Below are 20,698 nucleotides of genomic sequence, written 5' to 3' on the forward strand. Positions count from 1 at the left end.
TGAGTTCTATAAGACACGGATTGGCCAGCAGAAGGACACCATCCGTGAGCATCCGCAAAAAGATAGCCGACAGCGACACTACCCTGAATTGGGTTGCGCGCCGCATCGCCAGCTATATCCGGATGGTTCATCGCAACACGCAATGGCAGCGTATCGGCTATGAGGAATTGGACCAGCTGGCCGAGCGGGGTGAGCCGGTCATCGTGGTGCTTTGGCATCAGCGGTTGGCGCAGTCGCCCTATTTCTTTCCTCTGGACAAGGGGCGGATCTGCTCGATTACCTCTTCGGCGCGGGCGGGCAGTATGGTGGGGCGCGTTCAGCAATTGTTCGGCATGGATACGATCGCCATGTCCAGCCATAAACGGCACGTCGCCCTGTCGCGCGAGGTTCTGGGCAAGATGAAACAGGGGATCTCAATCGGAATTGCGGCTGACGGGCCGCGCGGACCGGAACGGATCTCGTCGACAGTGCCACTGATCTGGGCGCGGACCTCTGGCAAGCGTGTGTTCGGGATCACATTTTCCGCGAAACATGGCCGCGAAGCAGGCACATGGGATCGTCTGTTGATGCCGCGCCCCTGGCGCAACGAAGGCGTGTTCCTGTGTCGGGAATGGACCGATCCCGTTCCGCGCAAGGCAACGGATGAGCAGATCGAAGCGCTGCGCCAAAGCCTGGAGAACCACATGAATGACCTCACAGCCGAAGCCGATCGTATGGTCGGTCGTGAACCGTGGTCGCCTGAGAGCTAACCGCCCCTCAACCGCTGCATCAAATAGACTTCGCTGCCCTTAGGGATCGGCTCGGTCAGCCCTGTGGCGATGACACGACCATCAATTGCAATTGACACACCGGCATCTATCGGACCTTGAAGTTGTGGGTGCGCGCGCACCAAAGCGCGCAGCAAGTCACCGGTGGTCTTGGCTTCCACCTCGACCACCTGCTGGCCCCCGGTCAAAGACCGGAGGCCGGACCAGAGGTGAACCTCAACCATTTTCCTTCAGCGCCGCCAGAATGCGTGGCGGTGACATTGGCAGCTGACGCATGCGCACGCCAGCCGCATGTGACACGGCGTTGGCGATGGCAGCCAAAGGCGGCACGATGCCAGTTTCGCCAACGCCCCGCACACCAAACGGGTGGCCGGGGTTGGGCACTTCAACAATTACCGTGTCGATCATCGGCAGGTCGCTGGCGACAGGAATACGGTAGTCGAGGAAGATCGAATTCTGCAGGCGACCATCCTCCCCATAGATATACTCCTCATTCAGCGCCCATCCGATGCCCTGCGCGGCACCGCCCTGATACTGGCCTTCCACATAGGTCGGGTGAATCGCCTTCCCTGCGTCCTGAATGACCGTGTAGCGGGTGATCGAGGTTTTGCCGGTCTCCGGATCAACCTCAGCATCGACGATATGGGTACCAAAGGACACGCCTGCCCCTTCGGGCGTTGCCTCGAAGTGGCCCGAGATCGGTCCGCCCGTCGAGCCCATGTGGGCTGTGATATCGGCCAACGGGCGCGGATCGAAATCACCGGCATTGGGGCCCGAGGGCACCGCGCAGCCGTTTTCCCATTTGACCGCGTCGGTCGGGATTCCCCAGCTGGCCGCCGCGCGTTCGCACAGTTTTTCGACCGCGTGTTTGGCTGCTTTGATGGTGGCCAGACCGGAGGCGTAGGTTACGCGCGAGCCGTGGCTGACATCGTTGTACCCCAACGTGGCCGTGTCGGCGATGGTGACACGGATGTTCTCGTACGGGATGCCCAGCACTTCGGCTGCCATCAGCGCCATCGATGCGCGCGAGCCGCCGATATCGGGTGTGCCGACCATCAACTGTGCTGAGCCGTCCTCGGACAAGGCCAGAGATACGCTCGTTTCACCGCCATGGTTGAACCAGAATCCGCAGGAGATTCCGCGTCCCTGCCCGGGCTTCAGCGGCGCCGAATAGTGCGGGTGCGCCTTGGCGGCCTCCAACGTTTCCACCAGACCGATCCGTTCATACCGTGGGCCATAGCTGGCCTTGGTGCCTTCGTGCGCGGCGTTTTTCAGACGTACATCGACCGGGTCGAGACCCAGCTTCTTGCACAGCTCGTCAATCACCGACTCGACCGCAAATGCTCCCATCGGTGCACCCGGCGCGCGATATGCAGCCTGTTTCGGGCGGTTGGCCATAACATCATAGCCGACCTGTTTGACGTTGGTCAGATTGTAGGGCGCAAAGGCGCACATGGCTGTCATGTCGCCGGGGGCACCGGGGAATGCACCACCCTGCAGGCGGAACACACCTTGCGCCGCTGAAATGGTGCCGTCCTTCTTCATCCCGATTTTGATGTCCATCGAGGCCGACGAAGTGGGGCCGGTTGCCCGGAACACCTCGGACCGGGTCATCACCAGTTTAACCGGACGGTTGGCCTTGCGGCTGAGTGCCAGTGCGACGGGTTCAATGAAGACAGTGGTTTTGCCACCAAATCCGCCGCCGATTTCCGAGGCCGTTACACGCAGCTGCGAGGTTTCGATGCCCAGCAGCGCCGCACAGGTCTTCTGAGCGATCCAGTGACCTTGCGTGGTACACCACAGCTCACCCTTGCCGTCATTGCCCAGCATCCCCAAACAGGCATGGGGTTCGATATAACCCTGATGGGTCGCCTCAGTGACAAAGCTGTCTTCGATGACCAGATCAGCCTCGGCAAAGCCAGCTTCGACATCGCCGTGCCCGCTTTCGTGGTAACGCACGACGTTCGGGTGCATCCCTTCCGGAACCGAATAATCCGCAGCGCCTTCGCGAATGACCGGAGCATCCGGGGCCATCGCCTTATCCACATCGGTGACGTGGGGCAGCACTTCGTATTCGACCTCGATCAGCTTGAGCGCATCGCGCGCTGCGAGGGCAGATGTGGCAGCAACAGCCGCAACGGCGTGACCGTCGTACAAAGCCTTTTCGCCCGCCATGACGTTTTCGAGAACGTTCCAGAACTCGCCCTCAAGCCCGGGCTTGAACGGAACGTCTGCAAAATCCGCGCGGGTCACGACGGCTTTGACTTCCTTATGCGCCTCGGCTTTCGACGTGTCGATTTTCACGATCCGCGCATGGGCGTGAGGCGAGCGCAGGATCGCGCCGTGCAACATACCGGGTGCCGACATATCGGCCCCGAATTTGGCGCGGCCCGTAACCTTGTCCAACCCATCGGGACGGTTCGGTCGCGTGCCAACAAAAGTGAATTCAGATTTGCGATCGTCGAGTGCCATTACGAAGCCTCCCGCAGTTCTTCGGCCGTTTCCATGACGGCGCGAATGATCTTGTCATAACCGGTGCAGCGGCAGAGGTTGCCCGCCAGCCAATACCGGGCTTCCTCTTCGGTCGGGTTAGGGTTCTTTTCCAGCAGCGACTTGGCCGCGACCAGAATGCCCGGAGTGCAGATGCCGCACTGCAGTGCTGCATGTTCAATGAACTTCTTCTGCAGCGGGTGCAGAACGTCGCCATCTGCGATGCCCTCGACAGTTTCGATCTGCTTGCCCTCGGCCTCAACGCCGAGCATCAGGCAGGAACAGACCAGACGGCCGTCAACCGAGACTGAACAGGCGCCGCAGTCACCAGTACCACATCCCTCTTTCGCGCCGGTCAAGTTCAGCTTGTCGCGCAAACAGTCCAGCAGGGTCTCCCGCGGATCGCACAGGTATTCGACAGTGTCGCCATTTACAGTGGTAGATACGTGGAACTTGCTCATGCTTGTTCTCCCTTCGCACGGGCATAGGCGATTTTCGCGGCACGCTTGGCCAGAACGCCTGCGACCTCGGTGCGGAATGCGATTGTGCCGCGTTTGTCGTCGATCGGGTTGCAGGCGGCGGATGCCGCAGCAGCCAGCGCATCCAGCGCGGCATCATCCAGCGTACTGCCGATTATGGCTTTAGCGCAGTCTTCGACCAGCAGCACGGTCGGGGCAACAGCACCCAATGAAACGCGAGCCTCGGTGACAGTATCGCCGTCCAGACGAAGGTTTACACCAACGCCGACAACGGCAATGTCCATTTCGGTGCGCGGAATAAACCGCAAATAGGCGTCTCCACCATTCTCGCCACGGGCGGGAATGTGGACGGCCGAGATCAGTTCACCTTTGGCCAACGATGTCTTGCCGGGACCGGTCGGGATATCTTCGACTGCAACCTCTCGGTCACCCTCCGGTCCAGTCACTGTAACGCTCACACCTGCAGCTACCATGGCGGGCACGGAATCCGCAGCAGGCGATCCGTTGCACAGGTTGCCAGTCAAGGTCGCGCGCCCCTGCACCTGAGTCGAACCGATCAGGTCCATCGCCTCGACCACGCCGGGCCAGTCCCGGCCCAGTTCAGCATGCTCGCTCATTTCCGCTCCGGTAGCAGCAACACCCAGCGTCCAGCTGCCATCGGCATTGCTGTTGATATCACTGACGCCATCAATCTTTTTGAGGTCGATCAGCGTGTCGGGCGTCACCAGTTCTGAGCGCAGCTGCACCAGAACATCGGTGCCGCCTGCCAGAAACCGTGTGATGCCCGTCGCGTTCGCGGCCAGAGCCGACGCCTCGGCAAAGCTGGCGGGGCTGTGATAATCCATGAAAATACCTCGCACCTGTTGATCAGGATTCACTGGGGTTCGCAGGGGACGTTAGTGCAGCAACCCCATGGCGTCCATGGCTGGAACGACCAATTTTTTTGATTTTCGAGGTCGTTTTCAGACCTCGGATCAGAGGTCGAGTTCGATCACACCGTCAGGTTCAGCCGCGCGGCTTTGACACAGGATGATCGCATCCTCGCGTTGCTTGTTTGACAGAACAAAATCACGGTGTTCGATATCTCCGGAAACCACACCGCATTTGCAAACCCCGCAAATGCCGTCAGAGCACTTTACGTCGACGTGAATCCCCGCCTCGTTCAGAACCTGAGCAGCGTCCTTGTCCTGAGGGACAGCGAGTTCCCTGCCGGACTTTGCCAGCTTCAGCGTAAAGGGATGGTTTTCGTATTCCGGTTGTTCAGGGACCGAGAAATACTCAAGATGCCGCGCCTCTTCGGGGAAACCCTGTCGCTCAGCCGCTGCAATGACTCCGTCCATGTACCGATCCGGTCCACAGGTATAAACGTGCCAGCCCGGCTGATAGCCGGACAGGACAGCATCAAGATCAGCGCGCGTGCCTTCATCCGAGAAATGGAAATGCACGTGATCGGCCCAGGGCGTCGCCGCCAGATCCTCCAGATAACCGGCACCGCCGCGCGTGCTGGCGGAGTAGTGCAACGCGAACGGCTTACCCAGCGCATGCAAGCGGTGCGCAAAGGCGATCATCGGGGTGATGCCGATCCCTCCTCCCATCAGGAAAGTCCTGGTTGCGGTTTCATCCAGTTCGAAATGGTTGATAGGTTTTGAGATGAAAACTTTGCGCCCTTCGTCGAAGATGCGATGCAGCAGGGCTGAACCGCCCCGTCCTTCATCCTCGCGCAGGACGCCGATCTGATAGACGGAACTGTCCGAAGGGTCGCCAGACATTGAATACTGGCGCAGGAATTCGGGTGCAACCAGCACGTCCAGATGTGCGCCCGCTGTCCATCCCGGCAGGGGCGCACCGTCCAGCGGTGAGAATTCATACTTCGTTACATCAGCAGTCATTTTGTCGACTTTGGTCACCGCAACACGCATCACCGGCGCGTCTCCGGCAATCTGGTAGCGATGGATAACTGAAATGTCGCCCGCAGTCTTACGGGTCTTGTATTCATCTGCACTGATCAACGCCTCGTAAGCCGCGATCCCTGCCTCGCGATCCATCGCAAAGGGATAGGGCCACGGATGCGGGGCCAGATAGGCGGGGTAAACGGCCAGAGTCTGATCCTCGTATTTCAGGTCCAGATCCGTTTGCAGGTCGCGCCGGTTCAGCGGATGTTGCGTCGGGCGATAGGCTCCGTCCGACTGCAATTCGATATCCCACCACCATTTTTTGATGTCGTTCAGGCCGCCATTGCCCACCGCGTCGTCCAGTTTCGCCAATGCTGGTGCTGCTTGAGGGATGTTCATCGCGGCCCACCGGAACGGGCGTTCCTTGAATATCCCTTCGAGGTTCCAAGGGCAGGTTTTCATGCAGCGTCCGCACATTGCGCCGCCGGGCGTGGTCACACGATAGGTTGCACATTTCTGGCTGTCGGATTTCCAGATCTCGTAGCCGTTGAACATCAACTTCGGCCCCGCGGTAATCGCCCCTGAGGGGCACTCCCGCGCGCACTTGTTGCAGCTTTCGCAAAAGGTCTGCAGGCCAAAATCAATCGGTTTGTCATGCTCGATTGGCATATCGGTCGTCACCGCACCGGACTTGAGCCTTGGGCCAAGGTAAGGGTTCAGAATGACCTCGCCGATTCGGCTGACCTCGCCCAACCCGGACAGCAATAAAAGCGGCGGTTGCAGCACCTCACCGTCCATGACCGTATGCGCCTTGGCCTTGTAACCGAGGTTGCGGATCTGCTGCGCGATTACACCGCCCAAAAGTGAAAACCGCAGGTAGGCGCGCATAGACTGGGCCACGCTGATCCAATCATCGCCGCTTGCGCCTTCCATCGTTTCATAACCCTGGTCGATGATCATGCTGATGGCCTGATCATGGGGCGGGTTGATCTCTTCCCCCGTCGCGTCGTGGGAATACCACGCCCATTCCGGGCAACGGCTTAGACCTACCGCGTCGACCCCAAGGAAGTAGGTCGCTGCCTTGATATTCGCGGCATTTCGGGCAGCATCGGTCGGACATGGACCATCCGCGCTGTCCCCGTCCTGCAACAACACAAATGCGCCTAATGAGCGGCGTTGCGCGAAACTGGGGGCGGCCTTGCGCACATAGTGCCCCCCCCTGGCTGCATCTTGCAGCGGTTTGCCCATATCCCCGAATTGTGCGCGGGCAAACATATCGGCACGTTTGGGAACACGGGCCACATTTTCTTCGTCGATATAGGTCGTCGGGTCCTCGACGCGCTTAAGCTTCTCGAATGGATGTGCCCCGTCCACGTAGCGTCGTTTGGCGTAAGCATCCCGGTTCAGGGCATTCTTGGCGAACCCCGTTCCCAGCCACCATGCAGGGCCTTGGGTGCGAAACCACGGTTGCTGCGCCATCGGCAGAAGGGGCCGATCATGTGCAATCTCCATCCCGGTCGAAACGACAGCCAACCCAAATCGCTTGCCTAGCCACGGCACGACGACGTCGCCATCCTCGATTGTGGCCAAGCCCGCTGCGACCGCCAGTTTACCCAGATCGACCTCGGAGGACATCGCCGTATGCGCCCGCGCATCGAACCCCAACAACCGGATATAATTGGCAATCACCACTGCATTTTCGGTCGCCAGCAAACAAGCCCGGTGGTCCTGCGCGTCCATGATCCAATCCGAGCCGGGCTCATCCCGGTTCGGATCACGGTTGTGTTCATAAAGAAAGACGATGGCGTGGCGATGCGTGTCCATCGGCTTGGGGGCCGCCTCCATACTTTCCTTAAGGTCGGCCATGATGACATCGATGCCCGACGCCAGCGTCTTGGTCTGGCGTGTCTTCAATGCATGGGCCAGACGGTCAATATCGGGGTTGCGACGTGGCTGGGACAGCACCGCCTCGGCCGGCAAAGGTCCGCACCCCATCATTGACGCGTCGTTGAAATAACCAAAAGCCTTCAGGTGATCGGCCCGCGCGATCGGATCAATCGGAATATCCGAGGGGACGGCATTCACGAACCCGTCGCGTATGGTGTCCATCATCGCCTGAAACTCACCCATCGCGTTGACAATGCTTTCGGGTTGTTCTGGCCGGTGAAAGCTAAGCATGGGCATGGGTTGAATAGCGGACAAGTCCGGCATCACGTTCTGGCGCACCAATCGCTCTAACGGGTACGGTCCCATGTGGACCGGCCGGTTCTTGTCCGAGAAAAAGCGGATCCCCATCGTGCGCCTCCAATTATCTAGATCTCACCTAATGCGGCATAGACAGTAAATCCATTCATGAATAATCATACATAGTATGAGCAAAATTGATTTCATGGATCTCGATGGCAAAGTCCTGAGGGTTTTCCTGACCATTCTCGAGGAAAACTCCGTGTCCAAAGCCGCGGACCGCCTTGGGGTGACACAATCGGCCATCAGCCACACCCTGTCCAAACTGCGGTCGGTTTTGGGCGATCCGCTGTTCGTGCGATCAGGTCAAGGTTTGACGCCCACCGAACGCGCCTTATCGTTGAAAGATCCTGTGCAGCACGTTCTGGACGGAATGCGCGCGCTGACCGAAGATCGACCATTCGATCCACTTTCCGAAGAGATGATCTTTCACATCGCCACGAACGACATGCCCAGGGAATTGATTTTCCCGCAGTTGCTGCAAACGGTTCGGGCAGAAGGCGTCCAGCTGGGGCTGGGGTTTATCCCCTCGGGCGTTCCTGACCCTGAGTTGTTGCGCAGTGACCGGTGTCAATTGATGCTAACGCCCTTGCCGCCGGATGGGCCGGACATCTTTCAAAAGCGCATCCTCAGCAGCCCGCTGATGATCTATTTTGACGGCACTCGGCGATTGCCTCCGGACAGTTGGGAGACCTACTGCGAAACCGAACATGTCGAGGTGCGTTTTTCGGACGGCCGTAGCTCACGCGCTGTCATGCGTGGTGTCGATCAAAACCAGATCAGGCCTCCTACCGTTACCCTTCCGCATTTCAATGCCATTACCTCGTTCGTGAAAGGCGGCGACTTGATTTCTACCGATACGGCGCTGATGAAACATGGTCCGCTACAAGCATTGGATTGTGCACCACTGCCATTCGCCTGCGAACCCGTCTCGATCTACATGGTCTGGCACCAGAGGTCGTCCAACGATCCGGCGCATCGCTGGTTACGTGACAGGATCGAGGCCATCGCAGGTACGCTTCAGGACTGAGACAGTAGCCAGTCTTTCATCACTGCGACCAAGGCAGGTTGGCGGGGTTGTTTGGGTGTCACGATGTAAAATCCCAGATCCTCGACCATCTCGTCAGGTATCGGACGAACCAACTGACCCGAGGCCACCTGGGCGGAAACCAGCGGTTCATTGGCCAACGCGACCCCTTGGCCAGAGACGGCTGCGTCGATGGCAAGGCTGGTTTGGCTGAAACTCATCGTTTTCGGCTTGCCTATGATGCCTGCCCGCTGCAGAAACAGGGGCCACAGCCCATGCGTGTCGTTCAGCAGAGTATGTTGTGTCAGATCAGCAGGCTTGGAAATGCCAGCCGCCATCTCTGGGCTGCAAACAGGAACGAAAGTAGTCGAGAACAAAGGTTCAGCGACCATGCCTGACCCGAACGGCGCGCGCCCTTGTCGGACGGCAATGTCGACGCCATCCCCCTGGAAATCCGCAAGCCTTTCCCGCGCGTCGACCTGGACGCTAATGTCCGGGTAATTACGGGTAAAGTCTTGAAGACGGGGAACCAGCCATTTCGAAGCGAAGCTGGGCGTGACAGAAATGGTGATTTGCCTGTCCTCCGATAGTTCCTCGACAGCGTCTTCGATCAGTCGGAAAGCCCGGCGCAAAGGCGTGTGAAACCTGCGTCCGGCCTCGGTCAGCGAAAGTCCGCGCGGCAGGCGGTCAAACAGTGTCACGGCCAACCGTTCCTCAAGCCCGCGCACTTGCTGCGCGACGGCCCCCTGAGTGACACCCAACTCTTCAGCAGCTAAGCGGAAGTTCAGGTGGCGCGCGGAGGCTTCGAAAGCCCGCAAGGCATTTAAAGGCGGAAGTGCTGCCATAACTTTATCCTGTAGTTTTTCTACAGCATAAGCGTAGCAATTCTGATTGGTCAATCTGACCACCAAAGCCCATCCTTATGCCGTCAATGAATGGAGAAATCACATGACCAAAGTGGCATTGATAACGGCGGGCGGCAGCGGAATGGGCGCGGATTCAGCCCGACGGTTGGCAGCAGACGGCTTTAAGGTTGGCATTCTGTCCTCGTCCGGCAAGGGCGAGGCGTTAGCGCACGAACTGGGCGGCGTTGGTGTGACGGGTTCAAACCAGTCGACGGATGATCTGCAAAAACTGGTGGATACTGCGATGGCCCATTGGGGACGCATCGACGTGCTGGTCAACTCGGCCGGGCATGGTCCACGTGCGCCCGTTCTGGAACTGACGGATGAGGATTGGCACACCGGTATGGACGTCTATTTCCTGAATGCCGTGCGACCGACCCGGTTGGTGACACCGGTTATGCAGGAACAAGGGGGCGGATCGATCATCAACATTTCGACCTTTGCAGCGTTCGAGCCCGATCCGGTCTTCCCAACCTCAGGCGTATTCCGCGCGGGCTTGGCAGCCTTCACCAAGCTGTTCTCGGACAAATACGCCGCCGACAATATCCGGATGAACAACGTCCTGCCCGGGTTCATAGACAGCCTGCCCGAAAAGGAAGAGTTCCGTGCACGCATCCCGTTGGGCCGCTACGGACGCAGCTATGATGAAATCGCCTCGGTCGTGGCAATGCTCGCGTCAGAGGGCGGCGGCTATATCACTGGTCAAAACATACGGGTGGATGGCGGCATCACCCGCGCGGTCTGACGTCAGAACCGCGCCTTGAAAAAATGCGTCAGCGCCGCGCCAGTTTCAAAATACGCGCGGCGCAGGACTTTCCAATTTTCCTGATATTCGACGACGGCAGGCACTGGTAACAGACCTGGGTCGTCCTGCAGCAAGCTCTCGGCAACAAGACGGCCAAAGACGGTGCCCGGTCCGATCCCACGCCCGGAATAGCCGTGGACGGATAAAGCATTGGGGCCAATCCGTGTGATCTTGGGGATGTGATCCGAAGTCATAGCGATGCGACCATGCCATCCTTCGACCAACGGCTGATCAGCCAGTTGTGGATACAGCTGAGCCAGCTTGCGTTTGACCCAGCTTTTGTGAATCGCACCGCCTGCCCGATCCAGATCACCCATGGCACCAATGATAAACCGCCCCTCATGATCCATTCTGAACGAGGTCATGATCAGGCCTGTGTCCCAACACCCCTCGCCGTCCGGTAAAATGCTGGCGCGAAGATTGTCTGACAACGGGGCTGTGGCGTATTGAAAGTAATAGACCGGCACATATGCGGGGGCTGATGCACTCAGATCGCTGTGATAGGCGTTAGTTGCCTGCACCACGGACTTTGCACGCACCGTGCGCTGCGATGTTTTTAGCACCCAGGTTCCATCGACATGTTCCATAGACCGAACCGGGCTTTGTGTGCAGATCAATGCACCGGCTTCGGCCGCTGCACGTGCCAGCCCCCGCACGTAGGCCAACGGATGAATTGTCCCCGCGCGAGGGTCAAACATGGCGCCATGAAATACCGCGCTTCCTGTACGTTGCTCGGTCAGTTCTGCAGAAAGCAACTCAACCGGTGCACCAGCAGCGCTGAGTTGCGCGTGTCGGGCCTGCAGATCCCTAAAACCCGCCGCAGAATGCGCACAATGCAGAGTTCCGTTTCGAACAGGTTCGCACTCTATGTCGTGCTGGTCGATCAAGCTGAACACTTCAGTTGGAGCAGCGGCCAGAAGGTCAATCAACTGGTTTCCGACCATGTCACCCAAATGCGCGCGAATCTCGGCGGGCGGCAACCACAGCCCTGCATTTGCCAACCCGACATTTCGACCCGAGCCGCCGTGACCAATCTCATGCGCCTCAAGCACGCAGACCGAGGCACCTGCTTTGGCTGCAGTCAGGGCCGCAGAACAGCCGGTGTAGCCACCGCCGATCACCGCCAGATCAACAGTGATGTCACTGGTCGAGATCGCGGGTTCGACGTGTTCACGGCATGTTTTCAGCCAAAGGGACTGGTTGTGGTCGCTCACTTCGCGCTCCTTGAAATTGCGCGGATCATCGGGGTGGCGCTAACCTGTTGCAAGGGCTCTTTGATCCTCGCGCCCCATTGCTATCAGGAAGGGACAGGCTTCCTGTTGGGCCTGAAACGCGGCCTTATCTGCCATGCCGCGCCAATTCGCCAGAAACAGGGACTGCGCGACTGCACCACCCAAGGTCGCGCCAGGACCGGTGACAATGAACAAATCCGGCGCAAACTCGTGCGCAGCAGTCTGGATCGCGCGGGTGAAGTCATACGGTTCGGTCACCTGATGGCCTAACGTATAGCCCCACAGCGCCTCTGTATCGGTAGCACCCGGCCACCAGATATTTCCACGACCGTCGATCAGGGGGCGTTCAGGCTGTCCGAACATTTCGGCACCTAGCTGAGCGCGCCCTTGGGCAGCGACCGGAGCCTGCAGGGACGTGTGAAACGCGGCGTGGTTCGGCAAGCGCATCGGAAAACGGTCCTGCACGGTAGGTTGCGACACCTCGAATGCCTTCAGCCCCTTTTCATTGCCTGCCAAAACCAGCATCCCACCCAAATCAATAGACAGCGCAAGATCATGTCCATCCATCGCGTTGATGCGTGCCACGTCCTCCAGCAGCCCAGCCTTGCGGACAGCGTCATCCGCCCAATCGTCGACGCCAAAGGGATAAACCAGCTGGCCACCGATCAGGTGATCCTGCATCAGCGTTCCCATCGTGTTCACAACACGAAACCCGTCCTGTGGCGACAAAGCCGCGGCGGCGGCCAGCGCGATGTACCACCCCATCGAGTTCCCGGTGACCGCAACCACCTCGATATCATCGGCCAGCGATTGTGCATCTGCCAGCGAAGCGGCGTAAATGAGCGGTGACGCAATATCGCCCTTTGAGTACTTGGAAACCGTGAACCGTGCCGCGCTATCCAGTGCGGTAACGGCCTCTTGCCCGGCTTCGGCGCGTATGGCGTCGAAACTCTGAAACATCTCAGTCCGCTGCGCGTGATGGCGATGCAAGTAGCCAAGCTCGGGCTTGTTGTAGGTCCCTCGACCGGGGCAAATGACAACAGCAGTGCGGGTCATGAGCGGCCTCCGGTCAGTTTCAGCGCAGCGGTGATAATCCCGCCTTTCGACGGCAGCGGGGCGGCATAGGCCGGGCCGGTTGCGATAAAGCAATCTTCGGCCACGACGCGCGCGGTTGAAGTCGTGGGGCTGCTTTCGGCGAAAAAGGCCATCAGCCCTTCGGACTGGCTGCCGGTGCGGCGGCACTCGTCAACGATCAGAACGTGTTTGCAGGACTTGGTTGCCTCACGCAACGCATCAACGGGAAGCGGTGCCAGCCAGCGCATGTCGATGATGCGGGTTTTCAGGCCTGCCGCCTCCAATTCGGGCAGAGCCTGTTTGGACAGGTAATGCCCGTTGCCATAGGTGACGATGGCCAGATCTGTCCCCTCGCCATGCACGCCAACCTCGCCCAACGCAATCCTCTGGTCGGGCGATGGATACCTCATCATCCAGCCTGAATCGTGAGCGTCGTGCAGATCACGCATTGGATAAAGGGCAATAGGTTCCAGAAAGACCACCACTCGCTGTTCTTCGCGCGCCAGTCGGATGCATTCACGCAGCATCTGCACCGCATCTGCGCCTGTCGACGGGCAGGCAATGATCACGCCCGGAATGTCGCGCAGGACCGCCAGTGAGTTGTCATTGTGGAAATGGCCGCCAAACCCCTTTTGGTACCCAAGCCCGGCGATGCGCAGCACCATCGGGTTGGTGAACTGCCCGTTCGAAAAGAACGGCAGGGTCGCGGCCTCACCCCTGATCTGGTCTTCGGCGTTGTGCAGATAGGCGAGGAACTGGATTTCCGGGATCGGAATGAACCCATTATGCCCCATGCCGATGGCCAGCCCCAGAATGGACTGCTCGTCCAGCAGTGTGTCGATTACCCGGTCCGGACCAAAGCGTTGCTGCAATTTCTGGGTCACGCCATAGACGCCGCCTTTGCGGCCAATATCTTCACCCATACAGACGATCTCGTCATGTTCCAGCATCAGATCGGTCAGCGCCCAATTGATCAGACGGCTCATGGGCTGCGGGTCATTCATAGCCCGCATGTCGCCGCCGAATACATTGGTGCGCGCTTCGGCACTGGGCCCATTGGTGGGCCTGCAGACGCGTTTCGGTGGGATCAGGCTGGCCACAACCTCGGTCGCATTCGCCAGATGCGGACGAGTCGCGGCTTCGGCTGCGATCCGGTCGGTACGAGCGCAGGTGTCTTCATAGATTTTCAACGCCTGTTCCGGCCCAAGCGCGCGCGCCTGTTCCAGCAAGCGCACCGAGTGCAGCAAGGGATCGTTTGCCTCATCCGCCTCAACTTCGGCTTTTGGCAGGTATGTGGTTGGTACATCGGCACCTGCATGACCGTAAAGGCGCACCGTTTTCAAATGCAGGAAAGCCGGTTTGCGGCGGGTGCGGACATACTCGGCAGCCTCCTTGGACACTACGTAGGTATCATAGATATCCAGACCATTGGCCTGAAAATACTTGATCCCCGGGCGATGCTCCATCGATGCCTGTATCCAGCCTTTTGGCGTCTTGACCGAGATTCCGATTCCGTTGTCTTCGCACACAAACAACAAGGGCAAGGGCGTCGATTGTACACTGGTCCAGCCTGCAGTGTTGATTGCGCCCTGCGCCGTAGAATGGTTGGCGGAAGCATCCCCGAAGGAACACATCGCGATCCCATCCAAAGGCAATTCGCGGTGTTCAGGGTCATGCCGTCGCGCCGCGCCCAGCGCATAGGCTGCACCCACAGCCTTGGGCAGATGGCTGGCAATCGTCGAAGTCTGCGGCGGGATCGTCAGCGCCTTTGAACCCAAAACCTTGTGCCGCCCGCCCGAAGTCGGATCCTCCGCCGAGCAGGCAAAGCTGAGCAACATGTCCCACGCGATCTGCTGGCCTGGAACCTGCTCGGCCCGGGCGATCTGGAATGCCGCATCGCGGTAGTGAAGAAAGGCGATATCGGTCGGACGCAACGCATGCGCCACGGCGGCCATCCCTTCGTGGCCGGACGAGCCGATGGTATAAAACCCCTGCCCCGCTTTCTGCATCGCCCGGCTGGTCCGATCCAGTGCACGGCTCAGCACTTGAGATCGGTACAACGAAACCGCATCGGTGTGGCTTAGACCCGGCTTCGGGCTCGGCCCTTGTGGAAAATCGCGATTAGCGACCCTAGTCAGGAAGTTTTCGTGAACGATCTGGGCGCGGTCCATTGGGTGTCTTCCGGTCTTAATTGGTTACAGTTTGGCTGTAGCGTCCGCGATACGGCGCATACCTTCTTGCAGACTTTCGGTGGCATAGGCAAAAGAAAGCCGCAAATGCCCCGGCATCCCAAACGCGCGTCCCGGTACCAACGCCACGCCCGCCTCATCCAGCAGAAAGCGACAGAATTCATGGTCGGTGGGCATTTTCGCATGAGTTTTAGGAAAGACATAAAACGCGCCATCCGGTACGGCACATTCCAAACCGGCAGCGTTCAGCCCTTCGACAACCAGATCGCGGCGCGCGCGCATAGCCTGACGGCGTGTCACCAACAGGTCCTGCAGTCCGGTGACAGCCTCCAAAGCTGCAGCCTGAGCAATTGAACAAGCACCAGATGTGATTTGCCCCTGCACAGCAACCATCGCCTTGATCAAAGCAACTGGCCCAATGCCCCACCCGATACGCCATCCCGTCATGGAATAGGCTTTGGACACACCGTTAACGGTTAACGTTCGATCCGCCAACTCGGGAACAGCCTGCACAAAAGGCGTGAAGGGCACAAATGACAGGTGTTGATATATCTCGTCAGAAATCACCGAAATCTGTGGGTGATTTTGCAAAACAACGCCCAGCGCCTGCAATTCAGCCTTGGAGTAGACAGCACCGGTTGGATTGGACGGCGAATTCAACATCAGCCAACGTGTGCGCGAGGTAATCGCAGCTTCCAATTGCCCCGGAGGCAGCTTGAACCTTTGCTCAGCCGGACAGCTGACGACCACGGGAACCCCACCGGCCAGCCTGACCATATCCGCATAGCTCGTCCAGAATGGCGCGGCCATGATCACTTCGTCACGAGGGTTCAAAGATGCCATCATCGCGCAGGACAAAACCTGCTTGGCTCCTGTCGAAACGATTACATTTTCGGGACGCGCGCCAGCTTCCGTCGCGATCGCTTCGCGCAACGCTGGCGTTCCTGCCGTTGCGGGGTACCGTGTCTGCCCGTCAACAGCTGCGCGATGGGCCGCCTCAACAACATGCTGTGGGGTCGGAAAATCAGGCTCTCCAGTGCTAAGCGCAATCACGTCGACACCCTGCGCGCGAAGGCGCGCGGCCTGCTCTGAGATACGAACGATCTCTGACAGCTCAATGCCGTCCAACCGGTCGGCGGGCTGAAACTCTTGAATACAGGTCGCTAGGGTCATTGGTTCACATCCACGCTGGAATCCACACCTCTGTATCGGGCTGGTGCACGGCGATTGCCAGTGATATTCCGTGTGAAAGGTATGAGGATTTATCATATGATTGCGCCCCGTCGGTTCTTACCCTCAATCCCCTCGCTACTGGCACTGGAGGCCGTTGATCGCCTCGGCAGCGCCTCAGCTGCGGCCGAAGAGCTGTCGCTGACCCAAAGCGCAATCAGTCGGCAGCTTAAGACCATGGAGGAACAACTGGGCGTTGCGCTTATCCAGCGTAACCGGATGCGACTGCACCTGACCCCCGCTGCCAAGGACTATGTTCTGGTGGCGCGTGCAGCGCTGAACCAGATTGCGCAAGCGTCATTGAAACTGAAGGCAAATCCAACCGGCGGATCGCTGAACCTGTCCATCCTGCCCGCCTTTGGAATGCACTGGCTGGCACCGCGCCTGCAGGATTTCGCCCGTCGCCACCCCGAAGTAACCGTGAACCTGAGCACATGCCTCAAGCCGTTTGATTTCGAGACCGAGCATTTTGATGCCGCCATTCACTTTGGTCAAAAGGACTGGCCAGGAGTAAACTACTTGCCGATCATGCGAGAAGATGTGGTTCCGGTCTGCGCGCCGGATCTGCTGCCCGAGCTCGACAAGGATTTGAGCTGGCTGATGAAGGCCCCATTGCTGCATCTTGAAACCCGGCCCGACGCTTGGGAGCGGTGGTTTGCCGAGCAAGGGCGTGACGCGTCGGGGATGCAGGGAATGCTGTTCGATCAGTTCTCAACCATGGTCCAGGCTACGATCCACGGGCTTGGCGCGGCGCTATTGCCCAGTTACCTGATTGAAGACGAACTAAAAACTGAAAGGTTGGTACCGGCTTGGAACGGCCCCCACATCAGCCTTGGGCAGTTCTATTTGGTCTGGCCAAAAACACGACCGGAATCCGAACCGTTACGGTCGTTTCGGATATGGCTGCAGGATCAGGTTGGTCCATTTTGACCTAACATTCGTGTGACGAGCTCTGCGCGACCTACGGCCTTGCGTCCTGCGGACGGCAGGGGGGCTGGGCAGGTGCGGGCTGTGCCGACACCCGCCCGCCCCAACGGGAGAAAACGTTTTACCCAAACGCTGACGACGGGCGGGAGCCCTTTTTCTACGTTATTTATCCAGCGAGCGGGCGATCAGTTCCTTCATGATCTCGTTTGTGCCGCCATAGATCATCTGAACGCGCGCATCTGCATAAAGCCGGGCGATTGGGTACTCCATCATGAACCCATATCCACCAAACAGCTGAAGGCATTCGTGCATGATTTCGTTCTGCACTTCTGACCCCCAGTATTTCACCATCGAAGCCTTCGCCGCATCCAATGTGCCAGCCTCAAGCTGCCCGACGCAATCGTTCACGAAACTGCGCAGGACCTCGGCCTTGGTTTTGCACTCGGCCAGCTTGAAACGCGTATTCTGGAAATCCATAACCCGCTGGCCAAAGGCCTTTCGTTCCTGCGTATACCGAACAGTCTCGGCAATCGCGAAGTCGATTGCGCCCAGCGCCATGATACCGATGGTCAGACGTTCCCAAGGCAGTTGCTTCATCATCTGATAAAAGCCTTGTCCCTCTTCCGGACCGATCAGATTGGTCATCGGAACCTTGACGTCTTCAAAGAACAACTCGGCCGTATCGTTGGCCTTCATCCCCAGTTTTTTCAGGTTGCGACCCCGGCGAAACCCGTCCGCGCCGTCAGTTTCGACGGCGATCAACGAAACGCCCTTGGCGCCTTCCGTTTTATCCGTCTTTGCGGCCACCAGGATCAAATCGGCGGATTGCCCGTTGGTGATAAAGATTTTGGATCCGTTCAGACGATAGGAATTCCCATCCTTGTCCGCGGTCGTACGAATGGACTGCACGTCCGACCCTGTTCCGGGCTCGGTCATGGCCAAAGCGCCAACCATTTCGCCGGATGCCAGTCTGGGCAGCCATTTCTGCTTTTGATCCTCGCTGCCATAGGCGTTCAGATAATGGATAACGATCGACTGAATGCCAAAGCCCCAGCCTGAGTCTCCACGCGCGGCCTGCCCGTACATCGTGACTGCATCAAACCCGATTCCGCCGCCGACGCCGCCATATTCCTCCGGGATCGCGCCAGCCATCAGCCCCATATCCCCAGCCTTGTTCCAGAAATCGCGGTCAACGACACCGTTTTCGTTCCAGCGTTCGATATTGGGAACAAGTTCGTCATCCATGAACCGGTTTGCCATCTCGGCAAACATCTGGTGTTCCTCGGTGACCCAGTTGGCGGTAGGCGTAAATAGCGACATGTAAGCTTCTCCCAAATCGAATTTCGACAAGGGTAGCTTTGGACATCCGGCAAACCAACCCATCCCACCGGATCGCAACGCAACGTCTTTTTCGCTCAAGACCCTGCATTCATAGGTTTAAACCCCGGTTAACCCAGGGCATTTTCCAGCAGGACCCGAGCCGCTGTCTTTGCGTCTTTCGCGGGATCGCAATTTTTGACCAAAACAGCAGTCACGATTGCGCCCTCTTGCAACAGCAGCAACTGACAGCCCAATGCCTTGGGATCGCGGGCGCCCGCTTTGCGCGCCAGATCGGTGAGGAACTCAAGCATCAGTTTCTTGTATGTCGCTGCGTGCACATGGATCGGGTGATCCTGTTCTTGATATTCTGCGCCCGCCTTGATGAACATGCATCCACGAAAGCTGTCTTCCTGGAACCATTCGCCTAGCACATCGAAACTCGCAATCAGCTGATCGGCGGGCGTATCGGCAAGCTCTTCAACCCGACACAGGAACCATTTTCGAAAGCTCTCATCCCGCAACTGCAGGGCCGCCAGGATCAAGTCTTCCTTCGAACGAAAATGCTTGTACATCGACGTTTTCGACACGCCCGTCTCAACCACCAGCTTGTCCATGCCCGTGGCGTGGAATCCGTCACGATAGAAGACCTGCAATGCCTTGCGGACCAGCTCGTCACGTTTGTTTGGGCGCATCCGTCAGCTCCTGTATGTACTGATCGGTACATAATGCACTGTGGCGACAGCTGCAACAACTGAAGCCTAACTTGCTGTTTTCATTAGGGCCTTTCTGGAGATTCAAATCCAGGATCAAAAAAACTACAAATCGGCACTTGATAAAGTTTACCGATCTGTACATGTTGAGGGAACAGTGTACCGATCAGTTAACACAGGAATACCCCAATGAGACGCCGTACCAGACCCTTCCCGCCCCAGTACGTTCCTCTTCTTTTCACCATCGCTTTGATGGCAGCTTCCTTGGCGTGAAAGACCCGCGCATGACCCGTCCTCCTCTGCCCCCGTTCACCCTGGAAACCGCAACACAAAAAGTTCGGATGGCCGAGAACGCCTGGAACAGTCGTGATGCGGACGCCGTGACGCTGGCCTATACCGATGACAGTCGGTGGCGAAATCGCGCAGAATTTCTGAGCGGTCACGCAGACATCCACGCTTTTCTGACACGCAAGTGGCACAAGGAGCTGGACTATCGACTGATCAAAGAACTGTGGGCGTTTTCCGGTGACCGCATTGCAGTTCGTTACGCATATGAATGGCGCGATGACAGCAGTCAGTGGTTTCGGTCTTATGGCAATGAAAACTGGCGATTTGCCGAAGATGGGCGAATGGCTGAACGTCACGCGTCGCTGAACGACCTGCCGATTTCTGAAACCGAACGTTTATTCTTCTGGCCGCATGGCCCCCGCCCGGACGATCACCCCGGTCTGTCCGATCTGCGCCTTTGAAAGGACACCTGATGCCCCGTGCCTTTTCTGAACTGACCTTCACCCCCGCCGTCCGTGCCCATCAGGAACGGATGGGCTCTGCAAAAACCTACGCCAAATTCATCGAAACCGGCCCGCAACAGGGCCATGAAATCGGTGAGCCTGAAAAAGCCTTTATCGAAGCGCGGGACGGGTTCTATCAATCCACCGTGTCCGAGACCGGCTGGCCATATGTGCAGTACCGTGGTGGCCCGATCGGGTTTCTCAAGGTTTTGGGACCGCGGACAATCGGGTATGCCGATTATTCGGGCAACAAACAGTACATCTCGCGCGGCAACTTGGATGGCAATGACCGGATTGCAATGATCCTGATGGATTACGCCAACCAGCGCCGCCTGAAAATTCTGGGCAGGGTCGAGTTCACGGAAGGCGCAACCGCAGCAGCCAGCCTTTATCCGGACGGTGCCGATGCCCCGGCTGAACGCGCCGCCATCATCCGGGTCGAAGGGCTGGACTGGAACTGCCCGCGCCACATCACGCCCCGTTTTACCGAAGCCGAGCTTCGGCCGCACTTGAACTCGCTGGGACAGCAGCTGGCACAACTTCAGGCCGAAAATGAAAAGTTGAAGCAACAGCTTAGTAAACAGTCCGGATCCAGCACCGCTTGATACACATCTCG

Annotated in this window: 18 protein-coding genes; 6 read left to right on the top strand and 12 right to left on the bottom strand. The window is 58.4% G+C overall.

Annotated features, from left to right (window positions below; all coding sequences use genetic code 11):
• The first annotated feature begins 44 nt into the window (after positions 1 to 44).
• Positions 45 to 749, top strand: coding sequence for a lysophospholipid acyltransferase family protein (locus tag GOW16_RS02980; RefSeq protein ID WP_170410044.1), 705 nt, complete (start codon positions 45 to 47; stop codon positions 747 to 749).
• Here GOW16_RS02980 and GOW16_RS02985 read toward each other — a convergent pair.
• From GOW16_RS02985 to GOW16_RS03005, 5 genes are all read right to left on the bottom strand, one after another.
• A complete protein-coding gene (locus GOW16_RS02985; protein ID WP_170410045.1) occupies positions 746 to 991 on the bottom strand; it encodes a MoaD/ThiS family protein in 246 nt (81 codons plus the stop codon). The genes GOW16_RS02980 and GOW16_RS02985 overlap by 4 nt on opposite strands.
• Entirely contained in the window at positions 984 to 3,239 is a 2,256-nt protein-coding gene (locus GOW16_RS02990) for a xanthine dehydrogenase family protein molybdopterin-binding subunit (RefSeq protein ID WP_170410046.1), read from the bottom strand. Before GOW16_RS02990 ends, GOW16_RS02985 begins: the two co-directional genes overlap by 8 nt.
• Positions 3,239 to 3,718: a (2Fe-2S)-binding protein gene (locus GOW16_RS02995; protein WP_170410047.1), complete on the bottom strand. Its 480-nt coding sequence runs from the start codon at positions 3,716 to 3,718 to the stop codon at positions 3,239 to 3,241. Before GOW16_RS02995 ends, GOW16_RS02990 begins: the two co-directional genes overlap by 1 nt.
• Complete coding sequence (locus GOW16_RS03000; protein WP_170410048.1) at positions 3,715 to 4,581, bottom strand: FAD binding domain-containing protein; 867 nt, start codon at positions 4,579 to 4,581, stop codon at positions 3,715 to 3,717. The genes GOW16_RS02995 and GOW16_RS03000 overlap by 4 nt, the downstream gene beginning before the upstream one ends.
• A 129-nt stretch (positions 4,582 to 4,710) precedes the next feature.
• Positions 4,711 to 7,923 (bottom strand): reductive dehalogenase, encoded by a 3,213-nt coding sequence (locus tag GOW16_RS03005; RefSeq protein ID WP_170410050.1) that lies wholly within the window; start codon positions 7,921 to 7,923, stop codon positions 4,711 to 4,713.
• 76 nt (positions 7,924 to 7,999) lie between these two features.
• On the opposite strand from GOW16_RS03005, the gene GOW16_RS03010 reads away from it, so the two are divergent.
• Positions 8,000 to 8,902 carry a LysR family transcriptional regulator gene (locus tag GOW16_RS03010; protein ID WP_170410052.1) on the top strand — a complete coding sequence of 301 codons (903 nt, stop codon included), beginning with the start codon at positions 8,000 to 8,002 and terminating at the stop codon, positions 8,900 to 8,902.
• Here GOW16_RS03010 and gcvA read toward each other — a convergent pair.
• Entirely contained in the window at positions 8,893 to 9,744 is an 852-nt protein-coding gene (gene gcvA / locus GOW16_RS03015; RefSeq protein ID WP_170410054.1) for a transcriptional regulator GcvA, read from the bottom strand. The two genes, GOW16_RS03010 and gcvA, sit on opposite strands and share 10 nt — an antisense overlap.
• 103 nt (positions 9,745 to 9,847) lie before the next feature.
• On the opposite strand from gcvA, the gene GOW16_RS03020 reads away from it, so the two are divergent.
• Positions 9,848 to 10,549, top strand: coding sequence for an SDR family oxidoreductase (locus GOW16_RS03020; protein ID WP_170410056.1), 702 nt, complete (start codon positions 9,848 to 9,850; stop codon positions 10,547 to 10,549).
• Positions 10,550 to 10,551: 2 nt separating this feature from the next.
• Here GOW16_RS03020 and GOW16_RS03025 read toward each other — a convergent pair whose 3' ends face one another.
• The 4 genes from GOW16_RS03025 to GOW16_RS03040 are packed head-to-tail and all read right to left on the bottom strand — an operon-like array spanning position 10,552 to position 16,277.
• Positions 10,552 to 11,823: an NAD(P)/FAD-dependent oxidoreductase gene (locus GOW16_RS03025; protein ID WP_170410058.1), complete on the bottom strand. Its 1,272-nt coding sequence runs from the start codon at positions 11,821 to 11,823 to the stop codon at positions 10,552 to 10,554.
• A gap of 39 nt (positions 11,824 to 11,862) precedes the next feature.
• Positions 11,863 to 12,897, bottom strand: coding sequence for an ACP S-malonyltransferase (locus tag GOW16_RS03030; protein ID WP_170410060.1), 1,035 nt, complete (start codon positions 12,895 to 12,897; stop codon positions 11,863 to 11,865).
• Entirely contained in the window at positions 12,894 to 15,086 is a 2,193-nt protein-coding gene (locus GOW16_RS03035; RefSeq protein ID WP_170410062.1) for a dehydrogenase E1 component subunit alpha/beta, read from the bottom strand. The genes GOW16_RS03030 and GOW16_RS03035 overlap by 4 nt, the downstream gene beginning before the upstream one ends.
• Positions 15,087 to 15,110: 24 nt before the next feature.
• On the bottom strand, positions 15,111 to 16,277 hold the full coding sequence (locus tag GOW16_RS03040) for a pyridoxal phosphate-dependent aminotransferase (RefSeq protein WP_170410064.1): 1,167 nt from the start codon (positions 16,275 to 16,277) through the stop codon (positions 15,111 to 15,113).
• 96 nt (positions 16,278 to 16,373) lie between these two features.
• Between GOW16_RS03040 and GOW16_RS03045 the strand changes: the two genes are divergently transcribed.
• Positions 16,374 to 17,264 (top strand): LysR substrate-binding domain-containing protein, encoded by an 891-nt coding sequence (locus GOW16_RS03045; protein WP_170410066.1) that lies wholly within the window; start codon positions 16,374 to 16,376, stop codon positions 17,262 to 17,264.
• 159 nt (positions 17,265 to 17,423) lie between these two features.
• Here GOW16_RS03045 and GOW16_RS03050 read toward each other — a convergent pair whose 3' ends face one another.
• Together GOW16_RS03050 and GOW16_RS03055 are read right to left on the bottom strand one after the other, a co-directional pair.
• A complete protein-coding gene (locus GOW16_RS03050; RefSeq protein WP_170410067.1) occupies positions 17,424 to 18,581 on the bottom strand; it encodes an acyl-CoA dehydrogenase family protein in 1,158 nt (385 codons plus the stop codon).
• A gap of 128 nt (positions 18,582 to 18,709) precedes the next feature.
• Positions 18,710 to 19,273, bottom strand: coding sequence for a TetR/AcrR family transcriptional regulator (locus GOW16_RS03055; protein WP_170410069.1), 564 nt, complete (start codon positions 19,271 to 19,273; stop codon positions 18,710 to 18,712).
• A 302-nt stretch (positions 19,274 to 19,575) separates the two neighbouring features.
• Here GOW16_RS03055 and GOW16_RS03060 point away from each other — a divergent pair, with 302 nt between their 5' ends.
• Positions 19,576 to 20,040 (top strand): DUF1348 family protein, encoded by a 465-nt coding sequence (locus GOW16_RS03060; protein WP_170410071.1) that lies wholly within the window; start codon positions 19,576 to 19,578, stop codon positions 20,038 to 20,040.
• A gap of 11 nt (positions 20,041 to 20,051) precedes the next feature.
• Positions 20,052 to 20,687 (top strand): pyridoxamine 5'-phosphate oxidase family protein, encoded by a 636-nt coding sequence (locus tag GOW16_RS03065; RefSeq protein WP_170410073.1) that lies wholly within the window; start codon positions 20,052 to 20,054, stop codon positions 20,685 to 20,687.
• Positions 20,688 to 20,698 lie beyond the last annotated feature (11 nt).

This window comes from Ruegeria atlantica (genome assembly GCF_013033965.1).
Lineage (GTDB): Bacteria > Pseudomonadota > Alphaproteobacteria > Rhodobacterales > Rhodobacteraceae > Ruegeria > Ruegeria atlantica_D.

Excerpts from the sequence above, each read along its gene's own strand:
- GOW16_RS03020 (WP_170410056.1), top strand. The coding sequence starts at position 9,848 with ATGACCAAAGTGGCATTGATAACGGCGGGCGGCAGCGGAATGGGCGCG.
- GOW16_RS03055 (WP_170410069.1), bottom strand. The coding sequence starts at position 19,273 with ATGCGCCCAAACAAACGTGACGAGCTGGTCCGCAAGGCATTGCAGGTC.
- GOW16_RS03050 (WP_170410067.1), bottom strand. The coding sequence starts at position 18,581 with ATGTCGCTATTTACGCCTACCGCCAACTGGGTCACCGAGGAACACCAG.
- GOW16_RS02985 (WP_170410045.1), bottom strand. The coding sequence starts at position 991 with ATGGTTGAGGTTCACCTCTGGTCCGGCCTCCGGTCTTTGACCGGGGGC.
- GOW16_RS03005 (WP_170410050.1), bottom strand. The coding sequence starts at position 7,923 with ATGGGGATCCGCTTTTTCTCGGACAAGAACCGGCCGGTCCACATGGGA.
- GOW16_RS03000 (WP_170410048.1), bottom strand. The coding sequence starts at position 4,581 with ATGGATTATCACAGCCCCGCCAGCTTTGCCGAGGCGTCGGCTCTGGCC.
- GOW16_RS03060 (WP_170410071.1), top strand. The coding sequence starts at position 19,576 with ATGACCCGTCCTCCTCTGCCCCCGTTCACCCTGGAAACCGCAACACAA.
- GOW16_RS03040 (WP_170410064.1), bottom strand. The coding sequence starts at position 16,277 with ATGACCCTAGCGACCTGTATTCAAGAGTTTCAGCCCGCCGACCGGTTG.
- GOW16_RS03035 (WP_170410062.1), bottom strand. The coding sequence starts at position 15,086 with ATGGACCGCGCCCAGATCGTTCACGAAAACTTCCTGACTAGGGTCGCT.
- GOW16_RS02995 (WP_170410047.1), bottom strand. The coding sequence starts at position 3,718 with ATGAGCAAGTTCCACGTATCTACCACTGTAAATGGCGACACTGTCGAA.
- GOW16_RS03045 (WP_170410066.1), top strand. The coding sequence starts at position 16,374 with ATGATTGCGCCCCGTCGGTTCTTACCCTCAATCCCCTCGCTACTGGCA.
- GOW16_RS03010 (WP_170410052.1), top strand. The coding sequence starts at position 8,000 with ATGAGCAAAATTGATTTCATGGATCTCGATGGCAAAGTCCTGAGGGTT.
- GOW16_RS02990 (WP_170410046.1), bottom strand. The coding sequence starts at position 3,239 with ATGGCACTCGACGATCGCAAATCTGAATTCACTTTTGTTGGCACGCGA.
- gcvA (WP_170410054.1), bottom strand. The coding sequence starts at position 9,744 with ATGGCAGCACTTCCGCCTTTAAATGCCTTGCGGGCTTTCGAAGCCTCC.
- GOW16_RS03030 (WP_170410060.1), bottom strand. The coding sequence starts at position 12,897 with ATGACCCGCACTGCTGTTGTCATTTGCCCCGGTCGAGGGACCTACAAC.
- GOW16_RS03065 (WP_170410073.1), top strand. The coding sequence starts at position 20,052 with ATGCCCCGTGCCTTTTCTGAACTGACCTTCACCCCCGCCGTCCGTGCC.